Source organism: uncultured Gilliamella sp. (genome assembly GCA_945271295.1).
Lineage (GTDB): Bacteria > Pseudomonadota > Gammaproteobacteria > Enterobacterales > Orbaceae > Gilliamella.
Map to the genome: position 1 here is coordinate 38217 of CALYPG010000013.1, position 23763 is coordinate 61979.

The 23763-nt window shown below is 35.0% G+C and carries 16 protein-coding genes and 1 riboswitch; of the genes, 5 read left to right on the plus strand and 11 right to left on the minus strand.

Annotated features, from left to right (window positions below):
* The first annotated feature begins 131 nt into the window (after nucleotides 1-131).
* Nucleotides 132-1508, plus strand: coding sequence for an MATE family efflux transporter (locus Q0K76_RS08070; RefSeq protein WP_294614065.1), 1377 nt, complete (start codon nucleotides 132-134; stop codon nucleotides 1506-1508).
* Nucleotides 1509-1635: 127 nt separating this feature from the next.
* On the opposite strand, the gene Q0K76_RS08075 is transcribed toward Q0K76_RS08070, so the two are convergent.
* The 5 genes from Q0K76_RS08075 to Q0K76_RS08095 form a co-directional block, all read right to left on the minus strand.
* Nucleotides 1636-3180, minus strand: coding sequence for a tetratricopeptide repeat protein (locus Q0K76_RS08075; protein WP_294614067.1), 1545 nt, complete (start codon nucleotides 3178-3180; stop codon nucleotides 1636-1638).
* Between the two features lie 130 nt (nucleotides 3181-3310).
* On the minus strand, nucleotides 3311-6583 hold the full coding sequence (locus Q0K76_RS08080) for an SEL1-like repeat protein (RefSeq protein WP_294614069.1): 3273 nt from the start codon (nucleotides 6581-6583) through the stop codon (nucleotides 3311-3313).
* A 204-nt stretch (nucleotides 6584-6787) separates the two neighbouring features.
* Nucleotides 6788-7996, minus strand: a complete 1209-nt coding sequence (locus Q0K76_RS08085; protein WP_294614071.1) for a sel1 repeat family protein — start codon at nucleotides 7994-7996, stop codon at nucleotides 6788-6790.
* Nucleotides 7997-8820: 824 nt separating this feature from the next.
* Nucleotides 8821-9714 (minus strand): EamA family transporter, encoded by an 894-nt coding sequence (locus tag Q0K76_RS08090; protein WP_294614074.1) that lies wholly within the window; start codon nucleotides 9712-9714, stop codon nucleotides 8821-8823.
* 2 nt (nucleotides 9715-9716) lie between these two features.
* On the minus strand, nucleotides 9717-10583 hold the full coding sequence (locus Q0K76_RS08095; protein ID WP_294614077.1) for a YicC/YloC family endoribonuclease: 867 nt from the start codon (nucleotides 10581-10583) through the stop codon (nucleotides 9717-9719).
* A 158-nt stretch (nucleotides 10584-10741) separates the two neighbouring features.
* On the opposite strand from Q0K76_RS08095, the gene rph reads away from it, so the two are divergent.
* Nucleotides 10742-11458, plus strand: coding sequence for a ribonuclease PH (gene rph / locus Q0K76_RS08100; protein WP_294614080.1), 717 nt, complete (start codon nucleotides 10742-10744; stop codon nucleotides 11456-11458).
* A gap of 13 nt (nucleotides 11459-11471) precedes the next feature.
* The gene (gene pyrE / locus Q0K76_RS08105) at nucleotides 11472-12119 is read left to right on the plus strand and encodes an orotate phosphoribosyltransferase (protein WP_294614083.1); all 648 of its coding nucleotides are present in this window, start codon (nucleotides 11472-11474) and stop codon (nucleotides 12117-12119) included.
* A gap of 74 nt (nucleotides 12120-12193) precedes the next feature.
* On the opposite strand, the gene Q0K76_RS08110 is transcribed toward pyrE, so the two are convergent.
* On the minus strand, nucleotides 12194-12898 hold the full coding sequence (locus tag Q0K76_RS08110) for a GntR family transcriptional regulator (protein WP_294614086.1): 705 nt from the start codon (nucleotides 12896-12898) through the stop codon (nucleotides 12194-12196).
* A gap of 177 nt (nucleotides 12899-13075) precedes the next feature.
* On the opposite strand from Q0K76_RS08110, the gene Q0K76_RS08115 reads away from it, so the two are divergent.
* On the plus strand, nucleotides 13076-14944 hold the full coding sequence (locus tag Q0K76_RS08115) for a glucose PTS transporter subunit IIA (protein WP_294614090.1): 1869 nt from the start codon (nucleotides 13076-13078) through the stop codon (nucleotides 14942-14944).
* Nucleotides 14945-14960: 16 nt separating this feature from the next.
* Nucleotides 14961-16397, plus strand: a complete 1437-nt coding sequence (locus tag Q0K76_RS08120; RefSeq protein WP_294614093.1) for a 6-phospho-beta-glucosidase — start codon at nucleotides 14961-14963, stop codon at nucleotides 16395-16397.
* A 57-nt stretch (nucleotides 16398-16454) separates the two neighbouring features.
* Here Q0K76_RS08120 and dinB read toward each other — a convergent pair whose 3' ends face one another.
* The 5 genes from dinB to thiB all read right to left on the minus strand — a co-directional run bounded on the left by dinB (nucleotide 16455) and on the right by thiB (nucleotide 22980).
* Nucleotides 16455-17510 carry a DNA polymerase IV gene (gene dinB, locus Q0K76_RS08125; protein WP_294614096.1) on the minus strand — a complete coding sequence of 352 codons (1056 nt, stop codon included), beginning with the start codon at nucleotides 17508-17510 and terminating at the stop codon, nucleotides 16455-16457.
* 83 nt (nucleotides 17511-17593) lie between these two features.
* Nucleotides 17594-19300, minus strand: coding sequence for a phosphoethanolamine transferase CptA (cptA, locus tag Q0K76_RS08130; protein WP_294614100.1), 1707 nt, complete (start codon nucleotides 19298-19300; stop codon nucleotides 17594-17596).
* Nucleotides 19301-19716: 416 nt separating this feature from the next.
* On the minus strand, nucleotides 19717-20415 hold the full coding sequence (gene thiQ, locus Q0K76_RS08135) for a thiamine ABC transporter ATP-binding protein ThiQ (protein ID WP_294614103.1): 699 nt from the start codon (nucleotides 20413-20415) through the stop codon (nucleotides 19717-19719).
* Nucleotides 20402-21970, minus strand: coding sequence for a thiamine/thiamine pyrophosphate ABC transporter permease (thiP, locus tag Q0K76_RS08140; protein ID WP_294614106.1), 1569 nt, complete (start codon nucleotides 21968-21970; stop codon nucleotides 20402-20404). The genes thiQ and thiP overlap by 14 nt, the downstream gene beginning before the upstream one ends.
* 14 nt (nucleotides 21971-21984) lie before the next feature.
* Entirely contained in the window at nucleotides 21985-22980 is a 996-nt protein-coding gene (gene thiB / locus Q0K76_RS08145) for a thiamine ABC transporter substrate binding subunit (RefSeq protein ID WP_294614109.1), read from the minus strand.
* Between the two features lie 39 nt (nucleotides 22981-23019).
* A riboswitch (TPP riboswitch) is annotated at nucleotides 23020-23128 on the minus strand.
* Between the last annotated feature and the right edge of the window lie 635 nt (nucleotides 23129-23763).

Genomic DNA, 23763 nt, shown 5'->3' on the forward strand with positions numbered 1-23763 from the left:
AGTACCGAAAAAGTGCTATCGACAATTCATAAGTCTGTTAAACTAACAAACAATAAACAGTCAATATTCATACTCAAACGTATGCCTAACCTGAAACATTTTTACAACATCTAACAGTGGGAATAACAAACATGACAAACTCTCACGATATTTATAACGATTTCAAAAATAAAAAAATTAGTGCATTATTTTGGCAATATGCTCTACCTGCGGTAATTGGTACTATCGTTAACACGCTTTATAATATCATTGATGGTATATTCATCGGGCATTGGATTGGACGTGAGGCACTAAGTGCTGCCGGTCTTATTTTACCGGTTATGAATTTAGCGGCCGCCATAGGTATGCTTGTTGGTATTGGCTCCGCTAGTCGTATCTCTATCTTTTTAGGCCGAGGAGAACAAGATAAAGCCGAAAAAGTGGCAGGTACCTCGTTTATGCTGACTCTAGTATTAAGCGGCATAACTCTATTATCATTGCTTTATTTTGTCGATCCTGTTTTATATTTTGTTGGTTCTAGTCCTGTTAACCACAGTTATGCTAAAGAATTTTTGCAAATATTTTTGCCTGGTAGCATCTTTTTAACCTTAACGTTTAATTACAATAATATGATGCGGGCTAGTGGTTATCCATTTAAAGCAATGGTGACTATGTTTATCAGTGTTATTGCCAATATTATTTTAGCACCTATTTTTATCATTAGTTTGGGCTGGGGAATGCGAGGTGCTGCTTTTGCAACAACACTGTCAATGTTCATTAGTTTCATATTTGTGATGCAACATTTTTTAAGTAAAAACAGTAACATTAAATTATATCGGCGTAATTTCAAGCTCAATTTTACGTTTATCAAAGCCATTTTATCTATTGGTATGTCACCTTTTGCGATGCAAATTGCCGCCTCAGTTGTAGTAGTTTTTATTAACTGGCAACTGAACCATTATGCTCCCTTAGCTAAGATATCTGGCGATGATGCAATTGCGGCATATTCTAACGCTAACCGTCTAATCACCTTGATTATTATGATTGTCATTGGCATCAATCAAGGTATGCAACCAATTATTGGTTATAATTATGGTGCGAAGAACTTTATACGTGTTAAAGCGACTTTTATTTATGCCGTCAAAATTGCCACGGTTATTACAAGTTTAGGTTTTATACTTGGATTTTTTATTCCTGATACTTTAGTTCGAGCATTTAGTTCTGAAGAAGATTTAGTCGCTATTTCAGCAATAGCGTTGCGGTATACTACACTGGCTTTTGTTTTTGTTGGTTTTCAAATGGTAACAACTAGTTTCTTCCAATGTATTGGTATGGCCAGAATATCGATTATGTTAAGCCTTTCAAGGCAAATTTTGATCTTATTGCCAACACTTTATATTATGCCACTATTTTTTGGCTTTAATGGCGTGTGGTTATCTTCACCAACTGCGGATTTATTAGCCTCCGGCATAGCATATGCAGTACTGTATTGGTACTTCAAATCGATTAAACATAGGCATTATTGTTAATACTTGCTATCTTGCTATAATAGTTTAGTTGTTTAATTAATCATTATGAGGAGCTCTACGTTTGCTCCTTCTGGTTAGGCAAAAATAAATTGTTTATTTTCAATATAATTTGCTTTGCTGGTTTTGTTCAAATACCAACTTTACGCTGATAACCATTTTCACTAGCTTGTTGATAAAAATTTTGGGCAATAATCATATTTTGCTCTACGCCTAACCCATGTTCATACATGAGCCCCAAATTATATTGAGCTTTTGCATAACCTAGCATAGCTGCTTTTTCAAAGCACTCTTTAGCTTTAGTGTAATCTTGCGCTGTACCATTTCCTTCAAAATACAATAACCCTAAATTATATATAGCAACGACTTCACCTTGCTTCGCCGCTTTTTCAATCCATTCCTTGGCTTTAATGTAATTCTGCTTTACTCCCTCGCCTACATAATACATGTTACCTAAAATAGTTTGAACATCTGCATAACCTTGCATCGCCGCTTTTTCAAACCATTGCTTGGCTTTAAGGTAATTCTGCTCTACTCCCTCGCCTATATAATACATGTTACCTAAAATAGCTTGAGCATCTGCAAAACCTAGTATCGCCGCTTTTTCAAACCACTGTTTAGCTTTAATAAAATCTTGCGTTACACCATTTCCATCAAAATACAATAACCCTAACTTATACATAGCTGCGGCTTCACCTTGCTCTACCGTTTTTTCATACCAGTACTTAGCTTTGATATAATCTTGTTCGACTCCATTACCATGTTCATACATAACACCCAAATTAAATTGAGCAATAGCAGAACCTAGCATAGCCGCTTTTTCAAACCACTGTTTAGCTTTAATAAAATCTTGCGTTACACCATTTCCATCAAAATACAATAACCCTAACTTATACATAGCTGCGGCTTCACCTTGCTCTACCGTTTTTTCATACCAGTACTTAGCTTTAATATAATCTTGTTCAATTCCATTACCATGTTCATACATAGCACCTAAGTTATATTGACCACAAGCATCGCCTTGCTTAGCGGCTTTTTCATACCATTGCTTAGCCTTGATATAATCTTGTTCAACTCCATTACCCTGACTAGACATTACGCCTAAGCTATTTTGAGCACTTGCTGATCCTTGAAGGATGGCTTTTTCATACCATTTTTTGGCTTTAGCATAATTTAGTTTGACCCCTTTACCTTGATAATACATGTCACCTAAAATAACTTGAGCAATTGCCATGCCTTGCCTAGCGGCTTTTTCAATCCACTTTTTAGCTTTAATATAATCTTGCTCAACGCCATTACCATTGTCATACATTACTCCCAAATTATATTGGGCATTAGCATTTCCTTGCCTGGCGGCTTTTTCATACCACTGCTTAGCTTTAATGTAATCTTGCTTAACGCCATTACCATTGTCATACAACATTGCTAACGCCAATTGTGCTATTGGATTATTTTGTAGTGCTGATTTTTCATACCATTGCGCTGCTTTAATATAATCTTGTTCAACTTCATTACCCTTTTCATAAAAAACACCTAGATATAGTTGAGCTTTTGCATTATTTCGTTCTGTTGCTAGTTTATAAATCTCATTGAAATTCATATTTTCTATTAGTTTAGAGCCATTTGAACTAACTCCAAATAAAGATGATAAGAATATTGAAAGTAACTTTTTCATGTTAAAAATCATCCTAAATTTCCTTTTATATCAACTATTCTACTAAAATAGTCCTACATCCAATCTGTCAGTTAGAATATTTAGCCTACCTATAACAACTTAATTATAAAGTCGGGGGAAAGGGGGAAGATTAATCATAATCTTCCAGTTCAAGTCCATTTTCAACAGCTTTCTGATACCATTGTTCGGCATTTATCATATTTTGTTCTATCCCTAATCCATGTTCATACATTATTCCCAAATTATATTGCGCATTTGCCAAATCTTGCATGGCGGCTTGTTCAAACCACTGTTTAGCTTTAACGTAATCTTGTGTTACACCATAACCTTGCGCATACATCAGTCCCAAATTATATTGCGCATTTGCTTCACCTTGTATGGCAGCTTTTTCATACCACTGTTTAGCAATAGCATAATCTTGTTTTATACCCTCTCCATTATTATACATTACCCCTAAATTATATTGAGCATCGGCATTTCCTTGCGTGGCGGCTTGTTCAAACCACTCTTTAGCTTTAATATAATCTTGCGCTACACCATAACCATTTAAATATATTATTCCCAAATTATATTGGGCATCGGCATTTCCCTGCATGGCAGCTTTTTCAAACCACTCTTTAGCTTTAATATAATCTTGTGTAATACCATTACCATCTAAATACATTACCGCTAAATTGTACTGAGCAGATGTATCCGATTGCATTGCCGCTTGTTCATACCACTGCGCCGCTTTAATATAATCTTGCGCTACACCATAACCGTGATAATAAAGTAAAGCCAAATTATATTGTGCATTTACTTCACCTTGCATCGCCGCTTGTTCATACCACTGTTTAGCTTTAGTATAATCTTGCGTTACCCCATAACCTTTTTCATACATTACTCCCAAATTGCATTGAGCAATTGCTTCACCTTGCATCGCCGCTTGTTCATACCACTGTTTAGCTTTAGTATAATCTTGCGTTACCCCATAACCTTTTTCATACATTATACCTAAATAACATTGAGCATTGGCCAAACCTTGTTGTGCCGCTTTTTCATACCACTGTTTGGCTTTAGTATAATTTTGCTTTATTCCATAACCATGATAATAAAACATACCTAAATTAAATTGAGCATCAGCATCGCCTTGCGTTGCCACTTTTTCAAACCATTTCTTCGCTTTAATATAGTTTTGTTCTATTCCAATACCTTCATAGTACATTACTGCCAAATTATATTGAGCATCAGCATTTCCTTGCACGGCAGCCATTTCATACCACTGCTTAGCTTTGGTATAATTCTGTTCCACTCCATTACCATCATAGTACATGAAACCTAAGTTAGTTTGAGCAATTGACAAACCTAGTTCGGCAGCTTTTTCATACCACTCTATAGCTTTGATATAATCTTGTTTTATACCTTTGCCTTTATCATACATAACGCCTAAGTTTAGTTGAGCTAAAGCATAGTCTTGCTGTGCCGATTTTTCATACCACTGCTTAGCTTTAGTATAATTTTGTTCTACTCCCTCACCATCATCATACATTACTGCCAAATTATATTGGGCTTTTGCATCACCTTGCATCGCCGCTTTTTCAAACCACTGTTTGGCTTCTATATAATCTTGCGCTACGCCATTTCCTTTATAATACAATAATCCCAAACCAAACTGTGCTGTTGCGTAATCTTGAATTGCTGCCTGTTCATACCACTGTTTGGCTTTAGCATAATCTTGCTCAACTCCATAACCTTGATAATAAAACATACCTAAATTAAATTGAGCATCAGCATCGCCATGCGTTGCCACTTTTTCAAACCATTGTTTGGCTTTGATATAATCTTGTTCTACACCTATTCCTTTGTAATACATTACTCCCATATTGTATTGAGCCATTGCATCATCTTGCATGGCCGCTTTCTCATACCACTGCATTGCTTTAGTGTAGTCTTGTTCTACTCCTGTTCCATCTTCATACATAACACCCAATCTAAATTGGGCAGAAGCATAGCCTTGTTGTGCCGATTGTTCATACCACTGTTTAGCCATAGCATAATCTTGTTTTACGCCTTCGCCATCATCATACATTACCCCCAAATTATATTGGGCTTTTGCATCGCCTTGTGTGGCAACTTTTTCAAGCCACTGCACCGCTTTAATATAATCTTGCTCTACGCCATTACCATTTAAATACATCATTCCCAAATTGTATTGGGCTTTTGCATTGCCTTGTATGGCAGCTTTTTCAAACCATGCTTGAGCTATAATATAATCTTGTGCAACACCTTTACCTTTGTAATACAATAATCCCAAACCAAATTGCGCTGTTGCGCAATTTTGTAGGGCGGCCTGTTCATACCATTGTTTGGCTTTAGCATAATCTTGCTCAACACCATAACCTTGATAATAAAACATACCTAAATTAAATTGGGCATCAGCATCGCCTTGTGTTGCCACTTTTTCAAACCATTGTTTGGCTTTAATATAATCTTGCTCTACGCCATTACCATTTAAATACATTACCCCTAAGTTATATTGAGCATCAATATCGCCTTGCATCGCCGCTTGTTCATACCACTGCTTAGCTTTAGTGTAATCTTGTTTTACTCCTGTTCCATCCTCATACATAAGCCCCAATCTAAATTGAGCAGAAGCATAACCTTGCTGTGCCGATTGTTCATACCACTGCGCAGCTGTAATATAATCTTTTGCTATACCCTTTCCATTTTCATACATAACGCCTAATTTAAATTGAGCGGAAGCATTGTCTTGCTGTGCCGATTGTTCATACCATTGTTTAGCCATAGCATAGTCTTGTTTTATACCCTCTCCATCATCATACATTAAGCCTAAATTATATTGCGCTTTTGCTTCACCTTGCTTCGCGGCTTGTTCATACCACTGTGCAGCTTTAATATAATCTTGCTTAACACCATAACCTTGATAATAAAACATACCTAAATTAAATTGGGCATCAGCATCACCTTTGCTTGCCACTTTTTCAAACCATTGCTTGGCCTTAATATAATCTTGCTCTACGCCATTGCCATTTGAATACATTACCCCTAAATTATATTGAGCATCAATATCGCCTTGAATTGCCGCTTTTTCATACCATTGTTTAGCAATAGCATAATCTTGTTCTACACCTTCGCCATCATCATACATTAAACCTAAATTATATTGCGCTTCTGCCTCACCTTGTATGGCAGCTTTTTCATACCACTCTCTAGCTTTATTAAAATCTTGCCCGACTTCTTTACCCATTGCATAGATAGTTGCTAGATAAAATTGAGCTTTTGGATTATTTTGTTCGGTTGCTAATTTATAAAGCTCCTTAAGATCCATATTTTCTAATGCCTTAGCGCTATTCGAATTAGCTACAAATAAAAATGGCAAGCGTGTTACAAATAATTTTTTCATTTTAAAATTTTCCTAAGTTTCCTTTTAAATTAATTATTCTTTAAAGTAGTTTTAAATTGCTACTTAATTTTGTAAATATTCCTACCTATCAGCCCATCCAAGTTTTGATAGCTTTATCCTAGCGTTAATGATATTTCAAAGGACTTAAAGCGCCCCTGTTAACATTTTACTTACAAGATCATTGAAGATCGTTCTATTACAAACTTAATGCTTAAATCCATTTTCATAAGCTTTATGATACCATTGTTTAGCATTAATCATATTTTGCTTTACGCCTAATCCATCTTCATACATTACAGCCAAATTATATTGGGCTTCAGCAATGCCTTGCAGCGCCGATTTTTCAAACCACTGCATAGCTTTAATATAATCTTGTTCTACGCCACTACCTACAAAATACATTGCACCCAATCTAAATTGAGCATAAGCATTGCCTTGCATGGCGGCTTTTTCATACCATTGTGCAGCTTTAGTATAATTTTGTTCTACGCCCTCACCAATATCATACATTTCCCCCAAACAATATTGGGCTTCAACCATGCCTTGCACCGCCGCTTTTTCATACCACTGCGCGGCTTTAATATAATCTCGCGTTACTCCTTTACCATCATAATACATAAAACCTAAGTTAGCTTGAGCACTTTCTAGACCTTGTTCGGCTGCCTTTTCATACCACTGCGCCGCTTTAATATAATCTTGTGCTACACCTTTACCTTCGAAATACATTAACCCCAAATTGTATTGGGATTTAGCATAGCCCTGCATCGCCCCTTTTTCAAACCACTGCGCCGCTTTAATATAATCTTGTGCTACGCCTTTACCTTCAAAATACATAAAACCTAAGTTAGTTTGAGCATTTGCCACCCCTTGTTGTGCCGCTTGTTCATACCACTGCGCGGCTTTGATATAATCTTGTGCTACGCCTTTACCATTTATATACATTAGTGCCAAATAAAATTGAGATTTTGCTTCACCTTGCTTCGCAGCTTGTTCATACCACTGTGCAGCTTTAATATAATCTTGTGCTACTCCTTTGCCATTATAAAACATAACACCTAATTTAAATTGAGCAGAAGCATCGCCCTGCTGTGCCGCTTGTTCATACCACTGCTTAGCTTTGGTATAATCTTGCTCTACACCTGTTCCATCCTCATATATAACGCCCAACCTAAATCGAGCATAAGCATCGCCTTGCTGTGCCGATTTTTCAAACCACTGTTTAGCTTTAATGTAATCTTGTTCTACTCCATTACCTTCAAAATACATCATTCCCAAATCACATTGAGCTCTTGCATCATTTTGCTCAATTGCTAATTTATAAAGCTCATTAAAATCCATATTTCCTATTTCTTTAGCACTACTCGAATTAGCTATAAACAAAAATGCTAAGAGTTTTGCAAATAATTTTTTCATTTTAAAATTTTCCTAGCGTTTCTTTTTAAATTAATTATTCCTCAAAATAGTCTTAAATCGCTGTTTAGTTAGGTAACTATTCCTATTTTATATGCTCATTTATGTTTTGATAGCTTGATCATAATATTAATGACGTTTTAAGGAATATAGCACTTGTTGTTAACATTTTACTAACCAGATTATTAAAATTTGTTCAATCCCAAATTTCATACTTAAGTCCATTTTTACAAGTTTACTGATCCCATTGGTTTGCATCAGTAATGCTTTATGAAATTCCCCCCTTTTATTTTCAAACATCTTCCCGATATAATATTGAGCATTTTCATCGTTTGGTTGTATCGCTTTTTCTTAATCCCTTTCGGTTTTAATATAATTTGGATTATTATCAATAATAACTATATTAAAACATAACATTTTGTTTTATTGAAAATAATAATTAATAGTTTTTGATATTTATAAAATCCCTCTAATTTTTAGTATTGGCTCATGAATAAAATATTACTACTATCGATAATCAATAGTAGTATGTTTATTATTAGTATTGTTATCAAAATATTACAAAAAGATTATTTTTTATGCAAAAAGCTAAATACAAAATTAATCGTATTGTTTGTTGATGATAAAAAGTGGTTAAGAAATTAGTAGAGGGTAAAATAGTTTTTCACTGCTATAAATACTGGTTATTTTAATTTTGATATCACTTTGTTTAATTAATATCTAAACAATAATATCAAAACATGACTTTTAATTGCCTTAATAACATAGTTACCTTTTGAAAAAAGAAGATTGCTATTTTGGAAAAATGGTAAAGCACTTCAAATTATTCATTGTTGTTTTTTTGGCATAGTGATAAAAATCAGACAAATAATAATCAATAAAATACCTAACCAACCAATTAATGATAATGATTCACCTACAATAAGTATGGCTAAAATAGTAGCAATGACGGGTTCTAAAAGTGTAATGGCGGTAGCTGTACTGGCAGGGATGTTTGCTAGGCCAAAACCATAACATAGGTAACCAAGAAACATGGGGATGGTGGCCATATAGGCAGCAACAGCTAGATGAGTAAATGAATCAAATAATGACGCTCCCATCACCATTATAATTGGCATTAACAATAAACCACCACAACCAAAAGTTGCGCCCATAGCGGATTTGGTCGAAATACCTTTTAACATCAATTGGCGAGCAGACCAAGAATATAAAGCGTAAGTTAATCCTGCAACAATACCTAAAAATATACCCATTATGAGATGTTCATAGACAAGATATTCCGTATTATTATCGGAAAATGACAATAACAGTATGCCTAATAAACCTAAAATTGCTCCAATTAGCCACTGTTTAGTTAAGCGAAAATCACGATTGAAATATTCTATTATCACAGATAGTATTGGTGCTGAGCCAATAGAAACCACCGTACCAATAGTGACACCAGACCAACGCATTGAAGTGTAGAAAGCTAACGGATAAATGGCTACCGCCACTGCGCCTAAAATTAGAAGGTTATAATATTTGATTAATAAATGGCGTTGTGCAACTATTTGGGTAAAAGCCAATAAACATTGCAAGATTCCACCAATACCCATGGCAACCGCCCCAACGAGTAAAGGTGAAAGTGATGGAGCAAATGTAGCTGCAGTGCCAGTAGTACCCCATAAGATAGATGCTAATATTACCGCAAGTACACCTAAAATTCTTGGTATGGGTTGCATCACTACTCTATATTTTGGACTTGCTCTCGAATTTGTTCGATTAACACTTTGAGTTCAATCGCACTGGCTGTTACATCGGCGTTAATCGATTTGGAAGCAATGGTATTAGATTCGCGATTGAATTCTTGCATCATAAAATCAAGTCGGCGCCCTACAGCTTCATTTTTTTTCAATATTGAATAGGTTTCTTTAACGTGAGTCATTAGGCGATCAAGTTCTTCTGCTACATCAAGGCGCTGTGCCACTATGACAATTTCTTGCTCAAAACGAGAATTATCCAGTTCAATATCGGCTTCTGCTAATTTACCTTTGAGTCGTTCTTTTTGCCATTCAAGAATTTGTGGCATCGAATTACGTATTTTTGTAACTTCTTCGGTAATTCCTTCTAAACGCTGGACAATTAAATCACTCAGCGCTTGACCTTCACGTTCACGTACCACAATAAATTCATCTATCGTGGTTTCAAGTAGAGCTAAGATCTCTTGCGAAATGCTATCTAGATTTTGTTCTTTGGCAGACATGACTCCCGGCCAACGCAGCACATCTATAGGGTTGATTTCACCCGCTTGATATTCAGTTCGAATCCAGTCAGCAGCATTTAATACTTGTTGTGCTAGCTCTATATTTAATGATAACTGTTGATGTTGAGCTGCTGGATCTAATTCAAAACGTAAATTACATTCAATTTTGCCGCGAGTTAAGCGATTACGTAGTCGCTCACGAATAATGGGTTCAAGGGAGCGGAATTGCTCAGGCAAACGTATATATGTTTCTAAGTAACGTTGGTTAACTGAACGAAGTTCCCAAGAGGCAGTTCCCCATGGTTGATTTAACTCTTTTCTTGCATAGGCGGTCATGCTGGAAATCATAATAGCATCCTAAAATTATAAAAACTTGCTGGGCATTGTATCACAAATTCTGTATAATGCGCTCTTAGCTTAGGCTAAACATCAACACGATCTTATTGATGTCCTCCTAAATGATTAGCTCAAAACATATTGTTAAATTGAAACTGTTGGAGAAATGCATGCGCCCATCTGGTCGTTCTGCGGAGCAAATCCGCCCTATCAAAATAACTCGTAATTATACTAAGCATGCAGAAGGCTCTGTATTAGTTGAATTTGGTGAAACCAAGGTACTTTGTAATGCAACGGTGGATGAAAGTGTCCCGCGTTTTTTAAAAGGTCAAAATCAAGGTTGGGTGACAGCTGAATATGGAATGTTGCCACGCGCCACTAATTCTAGAACCCAGCGTGAAGCAGCCAAAGGTAAACAAACAGGCCGCACAATGGAAATTCAACGACTCATAGCCCGCTCACTACGCGCCATGATTGATTTGAAATTACTTGGTGAATTTACTATCACTCTTGATTGTGATGTCATTCAAGCCGATGGCGGTACTCGCACGGCATCTATTACCGGAGCTTGCGTTGCCCTTAATGATGCTATCAATAAAATGTTAGCCAATGGTCAAATTAAACAAAACCCAATTAAATCTTTAGTTGCAGCAGTATCAGTTGGTATTGTTGAGGGTGAAGCCGTTTGTGATTTGGAATATATTGAAGATTCTAACGCCGAAACCGATATGAATGTTGTCATGACTGATGATGGTCGAATTATAGAAGTGCAAGGCACTGCTGAAGGGGAACCATTTAGCCACGATGAACTATTAAAACTATTAGAATTAGCAAAAAATGGAATAACGACTATTATTGAAGCTCAAAAACAAGCCTTAAACGATTAATTGGAGAAAGTCGATGAAATCATACAAAAGTGAATTTATTGAATTTGCTTTAAATAGGCAAGCATTAAAATTTGGTGAATTCACCTTAAAGTCAGGGCGTAAAAGTCCCTACTTTTTTAATGCTGGATTATTCAATACTGGCAAAGATTTAGCTTCATTAGGTCGTTTTTATGCTGCGGCATTAATGGATGCCAATTTACAATATGATGTGATTTTCGGCCCTGCTTATAAAGGTATTCCTATTGTGTCATCCACTGTGGTAGCACTCTCTGAACACTACAATGTCGATGTGCCTTATTGTTTTAATCGTAAAGAAGCCAAGGATCATGGTGAGGGTGGCAATTTAGTTGGCAGTTCGATCCATGAACAACGCGTTATGCTGGTCGATGATGTTATTACTGCTGGTACCGCTATTCGTGAATCCATGCGCATTTTACAAGATAATCAATCCAAGCTAGCGGGTGTGTTAATTTGTTTAGATCGTCAGGAAAAAGGTCGTGGCGAGTTATCTGCCATCCAAGAGATCAAACAAACTTATCATTGTGAGGTAATATCAATTATCACCTTAGATGATTTAATTCAATACCTCTACCAAGATAACTCCCGCAAAGACCAAATAGGTCAAGTTGAGGCTTACCGAGCACAATATGGAATAAAGTAAAACTAAGTTATTACTACTATAAAAATAAAAAAGCGCTTTAAAGGCGCTTTTTGTCTATGATTCATTGTGCTAACTTACTTCGAATGACTCTGAACATAAAATTTGGCATTTTCATAATGATAAACAATTTGTGAAAAATCGAAGGGCTCACCAGACGTGGTATAAAAAATTTCTTCAACGCATAGTGCCGGATCTCCTGCTTGTAGACCTAGATATGGTGCTATTTCCGCATCGAGCTTTATAGCTTTAAAATATTTATCTGAAAAACCAATATTAATTTTACACACTTCTTGTACATAGCTAAAAATAGAGTTTTCAGCAATTTCCTTGTTTAAATATGAAACTAGCTTTTTGCGATAATATGACTGCTCAAAACCATATACTTTGCCATCAGCATAGCGTAACCGTTTAATATAATAAACTTGCTCATTATCATCACATTGCAAATTCTCTTTAACTTTTACGTTTGGTTGCATGAGATCAACATTAAATACTTGTGATGAACCAGGCAAATCATTTAAATCGACACTAAATCCATGGCTTTCCAAAAAATTAAGATAACTTACCTTTTTAGGCTGGCGCACAAAAATTCCACTACCTTGTACTTGATAAATAACACCATGCCGTTCAAGACGATTTAGTGCTTTTATAATAGTTGTACGGCTCACTTGATACTGATTTATCAACCCTTCAATATTAGGCAACTGTGTACCTTTAGGCATACTTTGTTGATAGATCATTTGTTTTATTTTTTCTGCTACATCTTCGTATTTAAGCATCGGTTTTTCTGTAATGATTCTGTATTTAACTAACATATATTGTATATAGGAAATTTTAAGTTAAAAACAAAACGATTCAAAAGTTAGATCTAGATCACAAACAATATAATTGGTAATTAACAATTTTTAATTTAGCGTTAAGATAAGCTATCTTAATTATTTAAGGAGTTAAAATCGATGTCGTCAACAATTAGAGACTATAATAAATTGGCAGTTGATATTTTGAATGAATTAGGAGGTGATAGCAATATTGTAACTGTTGCTCGCTGTACCACACGATTACGTATAGTTACACAAAACACACCTGATCAGGCTAAAGAGAACATTGCCAAATTTCCGGGAGTAATTACTGTTGTTGAAAAAGGTGGCCAAATCCAGATCGTTATCGGCACTAATGTAGATAAAGTTTACAACGCATTCATCCAATTAATTAATACTGAAAGTAAAGTAGCAACAAATGATCATGCGAGTGTTTTAAATCGAATTATTGCTACTATGTCAGCAGTTTTTGCCCCATTTGTTTATATTTTAGCAGCTTCAGGGATTTTACAAGGTATTTTAATTTTAATTAAATTAGCTTTCCCCGCCTTTGCTAAGACAGGTACTTGTCAAGTATTTGACTTTATTTCTTGGGCACCATTTGCATTTTTACCGATTTTTATTGCCATAACAGCTTCCCAGCATTTCCGTTGTAACATATATATTGCTGTTGCTTGTTGTGCCGCCCTGCTATCACCAACTTGGGCTGAGTTAGCTGCATTAATTAAATCTGGACAAGAAATTAATTTATTTGGGCTAGCATTATCTGAAACAACTTACACTTCAACAGTGCTCCCACCTTTATTTTTGGTTTGGTTACTGTCTTATTTAGAACGATTTTTAGAGCCACGGTTACATAGCATTATTAAACCTCTGCTATTACCACTATTTAGCTTGGTTATTATGGTACCTTTAACACTATTAGTTGTTGGTCCATTAACAGCTAATGGTGCTCATTATATTGCTAACGGTTATAACTGGGTTGTTAATTTAGCGCCTTCTTTCGCTGGTGCTATTATTGGTGCGGTTTGGCAAGTTTTTGTAATATTTGGCGTTCACTGGGGGATTACACCAGTTATTGTTGAGAACTTTAAGCAATTTGGTCACGATTCATTCCAAGCATTCCAAACTATTGCCGTCATAGGTCAAGTGGGTGCAGCTTTAGGATTTTATTTAAAAACCAAAACTCAAGAAATGAAAGGAGTTTCATTATCTGCTTTTGTTACTGGGCTATTTGGTATTACTGAACCTGCAATTTATGGTGTGAATTTACGCTTTAAAAAACCATTTATTTATGGATGTGTTTGTGCTGCTATCGGTGGGATTGTTGCTGGCTTCTTCTCTCCTTATTATTACGCTTATGCAGCTTTACCTGGCCCGCTTACCATTATCAATGCCATAAACTCAGATCACCCAGGTTCGTTTATTGGGGTAGCTGTTGGTTCTGCAATTGCACTTTTAGGTCCAGTTGTATTGATTCAAATATTAGGTACTGGTGAACAAAAACAAAATACAGTTAAAGTTGAAGATGATACACCAAAAATCTTACTTGAGGAGGTTGATATCACTAGCCCAATGACAGGCACTGCTTTACCGCTTAGTGAAGTTCCTGATCCAGCTTTTGCACAAAAATTAATGGGTGAAGGCATTGCCATTGAACCAACTGATAATCATGTTTATGCACCTTTTGATGCAGAAGTTACTGCTGTTTTTGAAAGTTCAAAACATGCTATTGGTTTAACGTTAGACAATGGTGTAGAACTGTTAATTCATGTTGGTATTGATACAGTAAATCTAACCAATAATGAATTTAGTTATCACATACAATTACATCAAAAAGTGAAAAAAGGTGATTTACTCATTAGTTTCGATGCTGAGGCGATTAAACAAGCGGGTTACCCATTAATCACGCCAATTATTATTGTTAATACTGATCAGTATCAACAAATTACCGTAACTAATAAATCACAAGTTACACCAAATGATATCATATTTAAAATTGAGTAATAACAAGGATAATTATATGCAACAAAAACCATTTTTATGGGGCGGTGCTTTAGCTGCCCATCAATTTGAAGGCGGTTGGAACGAAGGTGGCAAAGGGCCAAGCGTTGTTGATGTCATGACAGCAGGCGCGCATGGCGTACCCAGACAAATAACCCAAAATATTGAAGCCGATAAATTTTATCCTAATCATACTGCAATTGATTTTTATCATAATTATAAAGAAGATATCAAACTATTTGCTGAATTGGGCTTGAAATGTCTACGTACTTCAATTGCTTGGACACGTATTTATCCTAAAGGTGATGAATTAGAACCCAACGAAGAAGGTTTACGTTTTTATGATGCCGTTTTTGATGAATTAATTGCGCATGGTATAGAACCGGTAATTACTTTGTCACATTTTGAAATACCATTACACCTAGCTCGCGAATATGGTGGCTTTCGTAATCGTAAAACAGTTGAATTTTTTGAACGATTTGCTATAACTTGTTTTGAACGTTATAAAAACAAAGTAAAATATTGGATGACGTTTAATGAAATTAATAATCAAATGGATACGAGTAATCCTATCTTCTTTTGGACTAATTCTGGCGTTAAAGTTAATCCAGGCGAAAATCCGCAAGAAGTACTTTATCAAGTTGCCCATTATGAACTTTTAGCCAGTGCTAAAGCGGTCATTGCCGGTAAAAAAATCAATCCAGATTTTCAAATTGGTTGTATGGTGTCACATGTACCAATTTATCCTTATTCATGCAATCCTGATGATATGATGGCAGCTGAAATCGCTATGCATCAACGCTTCTTCTTTCCAGATGTGCATGTGCGTGGCTATTATCCGGCTTATGCGTTAAAAGAATTTGAACGGGAAGGTTATAAATTAGATATAACAAAAGAGGATTTGGCTTGTTTAAAACAAGGTACAGTTGACTATATCGGTTTTAGTTATTATATGTCAACCGTAGTTAAAGCGGATGTTAAAAATGACAATCGCGATAATATTGTCAATGGTGCTTTACCAAATGCAGTTGAAAATCCATATATTAAAAGTAGTGATTGGGGATGGCCAATTGACCCAGAAGGTTTACGCTACGTTCTAAATCGCTTATATGATCGTTATCAATTACCATTGTTTATCGTTGAAAATGGCTTTGGTGCTATTGACCAGTTAGAAAATGGCAATCAAATTCATGACAAACCACGCATCGAATACCTTGGTGCGCACATTAAAGCAATGTTAACCGCCATGAATTATGATGGTGTTGCTGTCATTGGCTATACTGCTTGGGGCATTATTGATGTGGTGTCATTTACCACCGGTGAAATGAAAAAACGTTATGGTGTAATTTATGTTGACCGTGATAATGAAGGTAATGGTAGCATGAAACGTTATAAAAAGGATTCATTTGCATGGTATAAACAGGTAATTAGTACCAATGGTGCGAATTTAAAATAACTATTTATAACCAAAGAGCTAAAATTATGGGGATATCAAATTTTAATATCCCCGTGATTAAAACTTGAAGATTAACTGCTTATCTAATTGTGGATCAATTAAGGTAACATGAAATCCAATTAGTCTAACACCACGATCATTGCGTCTTTCATGCCAAACTTTAAAGGCCTGTTCAATCAAATCCGCTTTATCTAATTTTGACCAAACGTGTTCTTGCGTAGTTAACTGAAAATCATCAAATTTAAATTTTACTCCTTGCCTAGCAATTGACAAATCGGCACGAACTTTACTTAATCGTTTTTCCAGTTCATCAAAAAGTGGATCTAACTGCGTTAAACATTCTTCCCAACTGTAGATATCGTCAATTAAGGTACGTTCAACCCCTACCGATTTACGTTGGCGGTCATTACATACTTCACGTTCATCAATGCCTTGACAACGTTCATACAAAATCCGTCCAAATTTTCCAAATTGATTTAGCAATTTTGCAAGATCGTACTTCACCACATCTTGGCACTGATATAAACCTAACTCAGCTAGCTTTTTTTCAGTAACCTTACCTACCCCAGGGATTTTATTAAGCGGTAATTGCTCTATAAACGAACTCACTTGTTCTGGCCTAATTACATATTGACCATTAGGCTTATTCATATCCGATGCGATTTTGGCTAAAAATTTTAACGGCGCAACTCCTGCTGATGCCGTTAAACCAAGTTCTTTGAAAATTGCTTGACGAATATCTTGAGCTATCAGAGTTGCTGACCCATGACAGAGTTGGCACTCGGTTACATCTAAATAAGCCTCATCCAACGATAAAGCCTCAATCGCTTGAGTATAGCGATGAAATATTTGGTGGATTTGGTTGGAGACTTCTTTATAAACAGCATGTCGACCTGGGATAACCTTAAGATTCGGGCATAATTTTAGTGCTTGTGACATAGACATCGCGCTATGTACACCATATTGACGAGCTAAATAATTTGCAGTAGCAACGACCCCACGTTTGCGAGGATCGCCCCCGACCGCTATAGGCAAATTACGATAACGGGGATTATCCCGCATTTCAACTGCGGCATAAAAACAATCCATATCAACATGAATAATTTTTCGCATAACCTAATTTCGTTGCATTTAAAAAATAACTGTATAAATATACAATATCACAGCTTAAATGCCTATGCAAACATTGTAACTACTCAGTTGGGTAGTTTATCATAATCAATTAAACCATTTTTATCATATGGATCACCAATCCATCGAGTGGTTTGTTTAAAATTAGGATTGACGATACTCTTTTCTGGTTGATAGCGTTCATAGGTTAACCCAGCTAGATCTGACCATGTATGAATTAAATCTTGGGTACTATATTTACGAGCAACGTAGTTTTGATAGTGATTAGGATGAGTTTGTTCCCATTGTGGTGATTGCCAAAGTATAAATGGCACTGTGTACATCGTTCTAGTTGGTGCTTTTTCATTGCGACCTAGCACATCATGAGGCGGCGTTTCATAGACATCCTCGCCATGATCAGAAAAATAAAGGATAAAACCATTATTTTTACTATCTTTAAATAGATTAAACAGTGTTGCTATCACATAATCATTATAACTTATCGCATTATCATAATTGTTATAACGTGTTAATAGATCATTTTCAAGATTAAATAAAACGCCTGTATTATCTTTAAACTGATCATAGACACTATTTTTAGGATAACGATATTCATATTTCATATGCGTACCAAGTAAGTGAATAATAATAAATTTCTTGTCAGCCGAATCGGTTAATACGGTTTTAAATGGTACGAAAACAGATTCATCGTAGCTCCTTGAATTCTGGTTACGATTATTATTCATATAATACTGTTCATCGGCCTGCTTAGAAAACATAGTCAACATGGTATTACGTTCTGTCATGGTTTGCTGATTGGTGATCCAAAATGTTTTATAACCAGCTTGCCGCATAAGATGAATTAATGATGGCGTTTTGGTATATAAATCAGGATGTAATTCATCAGCAAAAGTTAATGCTTGTTGTAAAATTTCGATAGTATAAGGTCTGGATGACACCACATCATTAAATACCAATAAATTAGGGTTATCTTTTTTGAACTGTTCAATTTGCGGCGTAGTATTACGCTGGTAACCATATATACCCATTCTATTACGAGTGGTGGATTCGCCAATAACCAATACCAAAGTTCTTGGCATATTACCATTGGCATCACTTAAATTTTTCAACGGTGGCAATATCTCATAATTAGCTAAAATAGCTTCCATATTCGACAATTGGGATCGATAAGCAAGAAAATTATTTATTAATTGCCAAGGAACGGTGGTTTCCATCCGCGATAATAAATGAGAACCCGCTTTTTCAAAAGAAGCCTTTTTTACCGTCAAACTTATAACCATCGGCATCAAAGCATAAATGATAATTAATATAGATATAATCCATTTGGTAGTGCTTTTTACATATACAGGCCTTACTTGCTTCCAGAGAATTATTGCTAGCAAAATATAAAGACAAAGCACGACAACTAACTTAATACTCAAATATTGCTGAATAAATTCGTGAGATTCATTAAAATTGGATTCAGCCATGACAAAAAAAACACTCTGTGAAAACTCTTGTTGATAAATCACAAAATAACCGACAGAAACCAATGATAACCCACCAATAATGATCCCCCAAAAAGCAGTTATTTTCCGAGTATAATTTGGGAACATCAGAACTGGAATTAACCAGATCAAACTATAAATAAATGCATCGCGTAAACCATTAATATTAGAATGACCAGAAAGAAAAATAAATAGCTGTAAAGCACAGGAAAAATAAGCAAAAAATAAAATAACAAAGATTAGTGCAGACCAACTAAATATTTGGTTTTCTTTTAACTTTTGCATAATTACCTATCAACCATAATCATAAATTGTTGATAGAATAGTCTGTATAAATTAATAAAACCTTAAGCGTTGACTAATTAAATTTGTTAAATAAATTGATGTATCGAACAATGATAAAAAATAAATTAACATAAGCAATATCGATATATAATGTAGGTATTAATTAACTCTTTTTTGTATTGCTATTAATCAAAATGTTGCAATGATTTAACTGATTTGGGATGGTGTAAAAAACCACATCGGCAACCAAGAATGGGAATATATCTTTAAAGACATTAGGTTTTATGGCTAACATTTGTTGCCATTTAAATGAACCTTGTGCTAACCGATTAACGGCTTTATCAAAATTATAGATATTACCTCTCCTCTATAATTTTATCGCTTACTATAGTGTTAATATTGAAACTTTTTAAACATTAATTAAGGCCTAATAATTTAGCAACAGACTGATTTTCTGGTTGTTTCAATTGTTCGGGGGCAGCGTTAAAAATAATATTGCCTTGATTAACCACCAAACAACGTGAAAAATACTTCAATGAATCATCTAAATAGTGCGATACCATCATTAAAGTCAAAGCAAACTCATCACAGATTTCATTCACTAATTCTAGCATTTCAAAACGTAATGCCTGGTCGAGCGATGAAAAAGGTTCATCTAATAATAAAATTGGACGTTGTTGAATCAAACAGCGAGCTAATGCCACTCGTTGACGTTGCCCACCAGATAGTTGATCGGGATAACGTTTGGCAAAGTCATTAAGACCAACTTTAGCAAGTATATTCGTTATAATATTTTGTTCAGTAGGATTAATTTTTAAAGAAGGTTTGATCCCTAAAGCAATATTTTGCTCAACAGTAAAGTGGCTAAATAAGTTATTATCTTGAAAAAGCATCGAAACCGGTCGTTTTGCTGGCAGTAAGTTAGTGACATTTTGATAATTAAGAATAATCTGACCAGATTGCGGCGATATAAATCCGGCAATTAAACTTAATAAGGTACTTTTACCTGCACCACTTGGTCCAATAATAACGACTTTTTCCTTGGCAAGAATATTAATATCAAAATACAACCTAAAATTATCATATTGATAATGAATTTGTTCAAGTGCGATCATAATCTAGCACAACCATAAAACTAAATGATAAGACTAACAAAATTGAAGCAGTTACCATTCCTTGTTGATAATGGTAATGCGATATTTGCTCATATAAATAATACGGTAACGTGGTCACTGCACGCCCACCAAAAAGCGCGATAATACCGAAATCACCCAGTGATAAAATAAATGCAAATGCAAAACTCTTGGCTAAAACTGGTTTTAGTGCCTTATATTCAATCAAATAAAGATGCTTATAACCAGTAATGTTTAACGATTGACTGAGCAGCCAATAACGCGAGGTAACATCATACATGGGAATAGCTAGTTTTTTCAATACGTACGGTAATGCCATTAAACTATTACAAAGTATCATCAATAAACAAACAAATACAACATTATTCATATAGTCAAATAACAATAAAAATAATCCTGCACCCAAAACCATGCTGGGAATGGCTAAAATTAAGCTTCCTACTAGCATTAAGCGATTACTCCATTTAATTTGTTGCATAATGAGTAATCGGCTATTGGTCCAAAGCAATAAACCAGCAAATATTATAGAGGTAATTGCTGAGGCGAAAGCGATAACAATTGAATAGTTTATAGCTCGTTTTAAAGCCGTATTAAATAAGAATAAATGAAGAGCATTAATCCCTTCTATTAATATGGTTACAATGGGGGTAAAAATAAATAATCCACCAATTACAATAATGACCGAACTTAGCCAACGTAATTTACAAGATACGGGCAGTTTATAATCTGCTCCAGCAAATTGCATATTGACTTTTTTTATGCGACTAATTTTTTGCATTAACCACATAAAGCTCAAACAACACATTAATTGCAAACCTGATAGTACTACAGCTTGCATTAATTCAAAATTACGAATTGATTGGTAAATGGCAACTTCAATTGTGGTATATTTGGGCCCGCCGCCTAGAGCTAATACTATGGCAAAACTCGAAAAACACAACATAAAAATCAAGCTAGCTATAGGGAACAATTGGCGAAGAAGTTGTGGCCATTCAATTAATTTAAAATAACTAAAATTGGAAAAATTTAACTGAGCAGCGAGTTGTTTTTGCTCGACAGGAATACTAGCTAATGTTTGATAAAACAAACTACATGCATAAGGAAAATTCAAAAAAACATGAGCCAGTAAAATACCATGTAAACCATATATTGACATTGAAAACGGCAAACCAACATAATGCAAAATTTGTGCAATAAGTCCTTGTTGACCATAGACAGATAGTATACCCGTTACCACAACCAATGTTGGTAAAATAAAGGTAATTGGCATAAAACGTAACAACAGTGCTTTACCCTTAAAGGTAACCAATGAAAGCGCTTTAGCCAATAAAATTGCAAAAATAATTGCTAACAAAGTAGATAAAGCCGCTTGAAAAACCGTTACCCAAACTAAATGTAATAAGTAACTATCAAAATAAACATTCAAATCACCAGTACGAATTGCAAAACTACAAAGTACGAATAAGGCGGTACCGAGTATAACTAAAATTATACTAGCAATACTGATACCTGGGATTAATGCTCTAAATTTTAACATCAAATCAAATTAATCTATTTACTAATAGCCGATTGCCATTCGCGTACCCACGCTTTTTGATTTTTGTCTGTTTGTATCGCATCAAACTCTAAGGCTTTATTCACAACGTTAATTTGCTGATACGCGTCTGGTAACGAAGTTTTTACAATTGGATACATCACATTTTTCTCAGCAAATTGACGTTGAATTTCAGGTGTTAGCAGATAACGTAAAAAACGCCGTGCCAATTCTTGTTGTTGGCTATATTTAATAATACCCGCAATTTCAACTTGACGATAATGACCTTCTTTAAATATTGCCGCTTGATACTTGTGGTCGTTATCATTCATAATATGAGCAACAGGCGAAGTACTATAGCTTAAAACAAAGTCCGCTTCCCCTTTTAAAAACAAATTATAAGCTTCGCTCCAGTTTTTAGTAACAGTTACCGTATGTTTGGCAATTTTTTCCCAGGCTGAAGCAGCATCATCAGCATAAACTTTTTTTACCCAAAACAGCAAACCTAATCCAGGAGTACTGGTTCTTGGATCTTGATAAACAATCTTCCAATTTGGTTTATTTTCGACCAATTCATGTAAACTGTTTGGCGGATTTTCAATTTTGTTTTTATTATAGATAAAAGCAAAATAGCCAAAATCATATGGTATAAAATCACTATCCCACCAGTCTGTATTTACATTATCCAGCTTAGTTATATGATGTGGAGTGACTATATTGGCTTGTTTTGCTTGTTCAAGCAAATTATTATCCAAGCCTAAAATCACATCAGCACTGGTTTTTTCACCCTCAAGGCGAATACGATTTAAAATTGAAACACCATCACCAATAGAGACAATATCGACTTGACAATCACATTGCGCTTCAAAACCTTGTTTGATTTGTTCTCCTGGCCCCCACTGTGATAAGAACGAACTATAACTGTAAACCGTTAAGGTCGGTTTTGCATTAGCTGAATTGACAAATATTAAGATTGTAAATAATAACGATAATAAAAATTTGAAATAAAACATTTTGCCCCCTAATATTAATAAAAAGACAAAAGGTTTGAGTAGACACGATAACTCAAATCCCTCCGCTGGCATGATCCAGTTCAGGTTCGACGGGTTATATTAAGTGATTTAATATTCTCAGCCCACCAAGGCACCCCGTTGAGAACTATTTACTAGTCTATTATTTGGTTAAGTAATTGTAAACAGCAATGACAGCAATAAATAAGCTGGGGAAGAAAATAGTTTATTGTAACCTTATGTTATATAGTAATAAATTTAAGAAAAATTTATATTTTGATAAAATCCACATTCCTTGTTTTGCTATTTTATTGCGAGAAATAACAGACTTAACATTTTTATCTCGCAACGCTTCACTGTCATAACCTTTATTTGCAATAATGTGTTAGCAATTTGGTAAATAATCAATAAAATCAATTGTCACTTTGCTTTTATGCTTTGCACCATCAGTTACTAAACAACGATTAAAAAATCCAAGATCTTTGGGTATATCACACCATGGATAACCTGTTCGTATTCGAAAAGCAATACCATCAAATGTTATTCAGTGTTCGAATTTATTGTAAACTTGCCCGGTTTTGAGTAGGTGTTTTTGTCGATTTATCCATTGATTATTTGTTAACATGGGGCTGGGCATAATTAGGTTGTTTTTTTTGTTAACGATTCGATTATAACAATCAGTCATGCCCAATTTTAGTTTTTTTATGAAAGAACAACTGCTCCTAATGATTTTTATTGTCTTCTCTTTTTGTTATTTTGCATATCTTTTAACAATCAGTAAAAAAG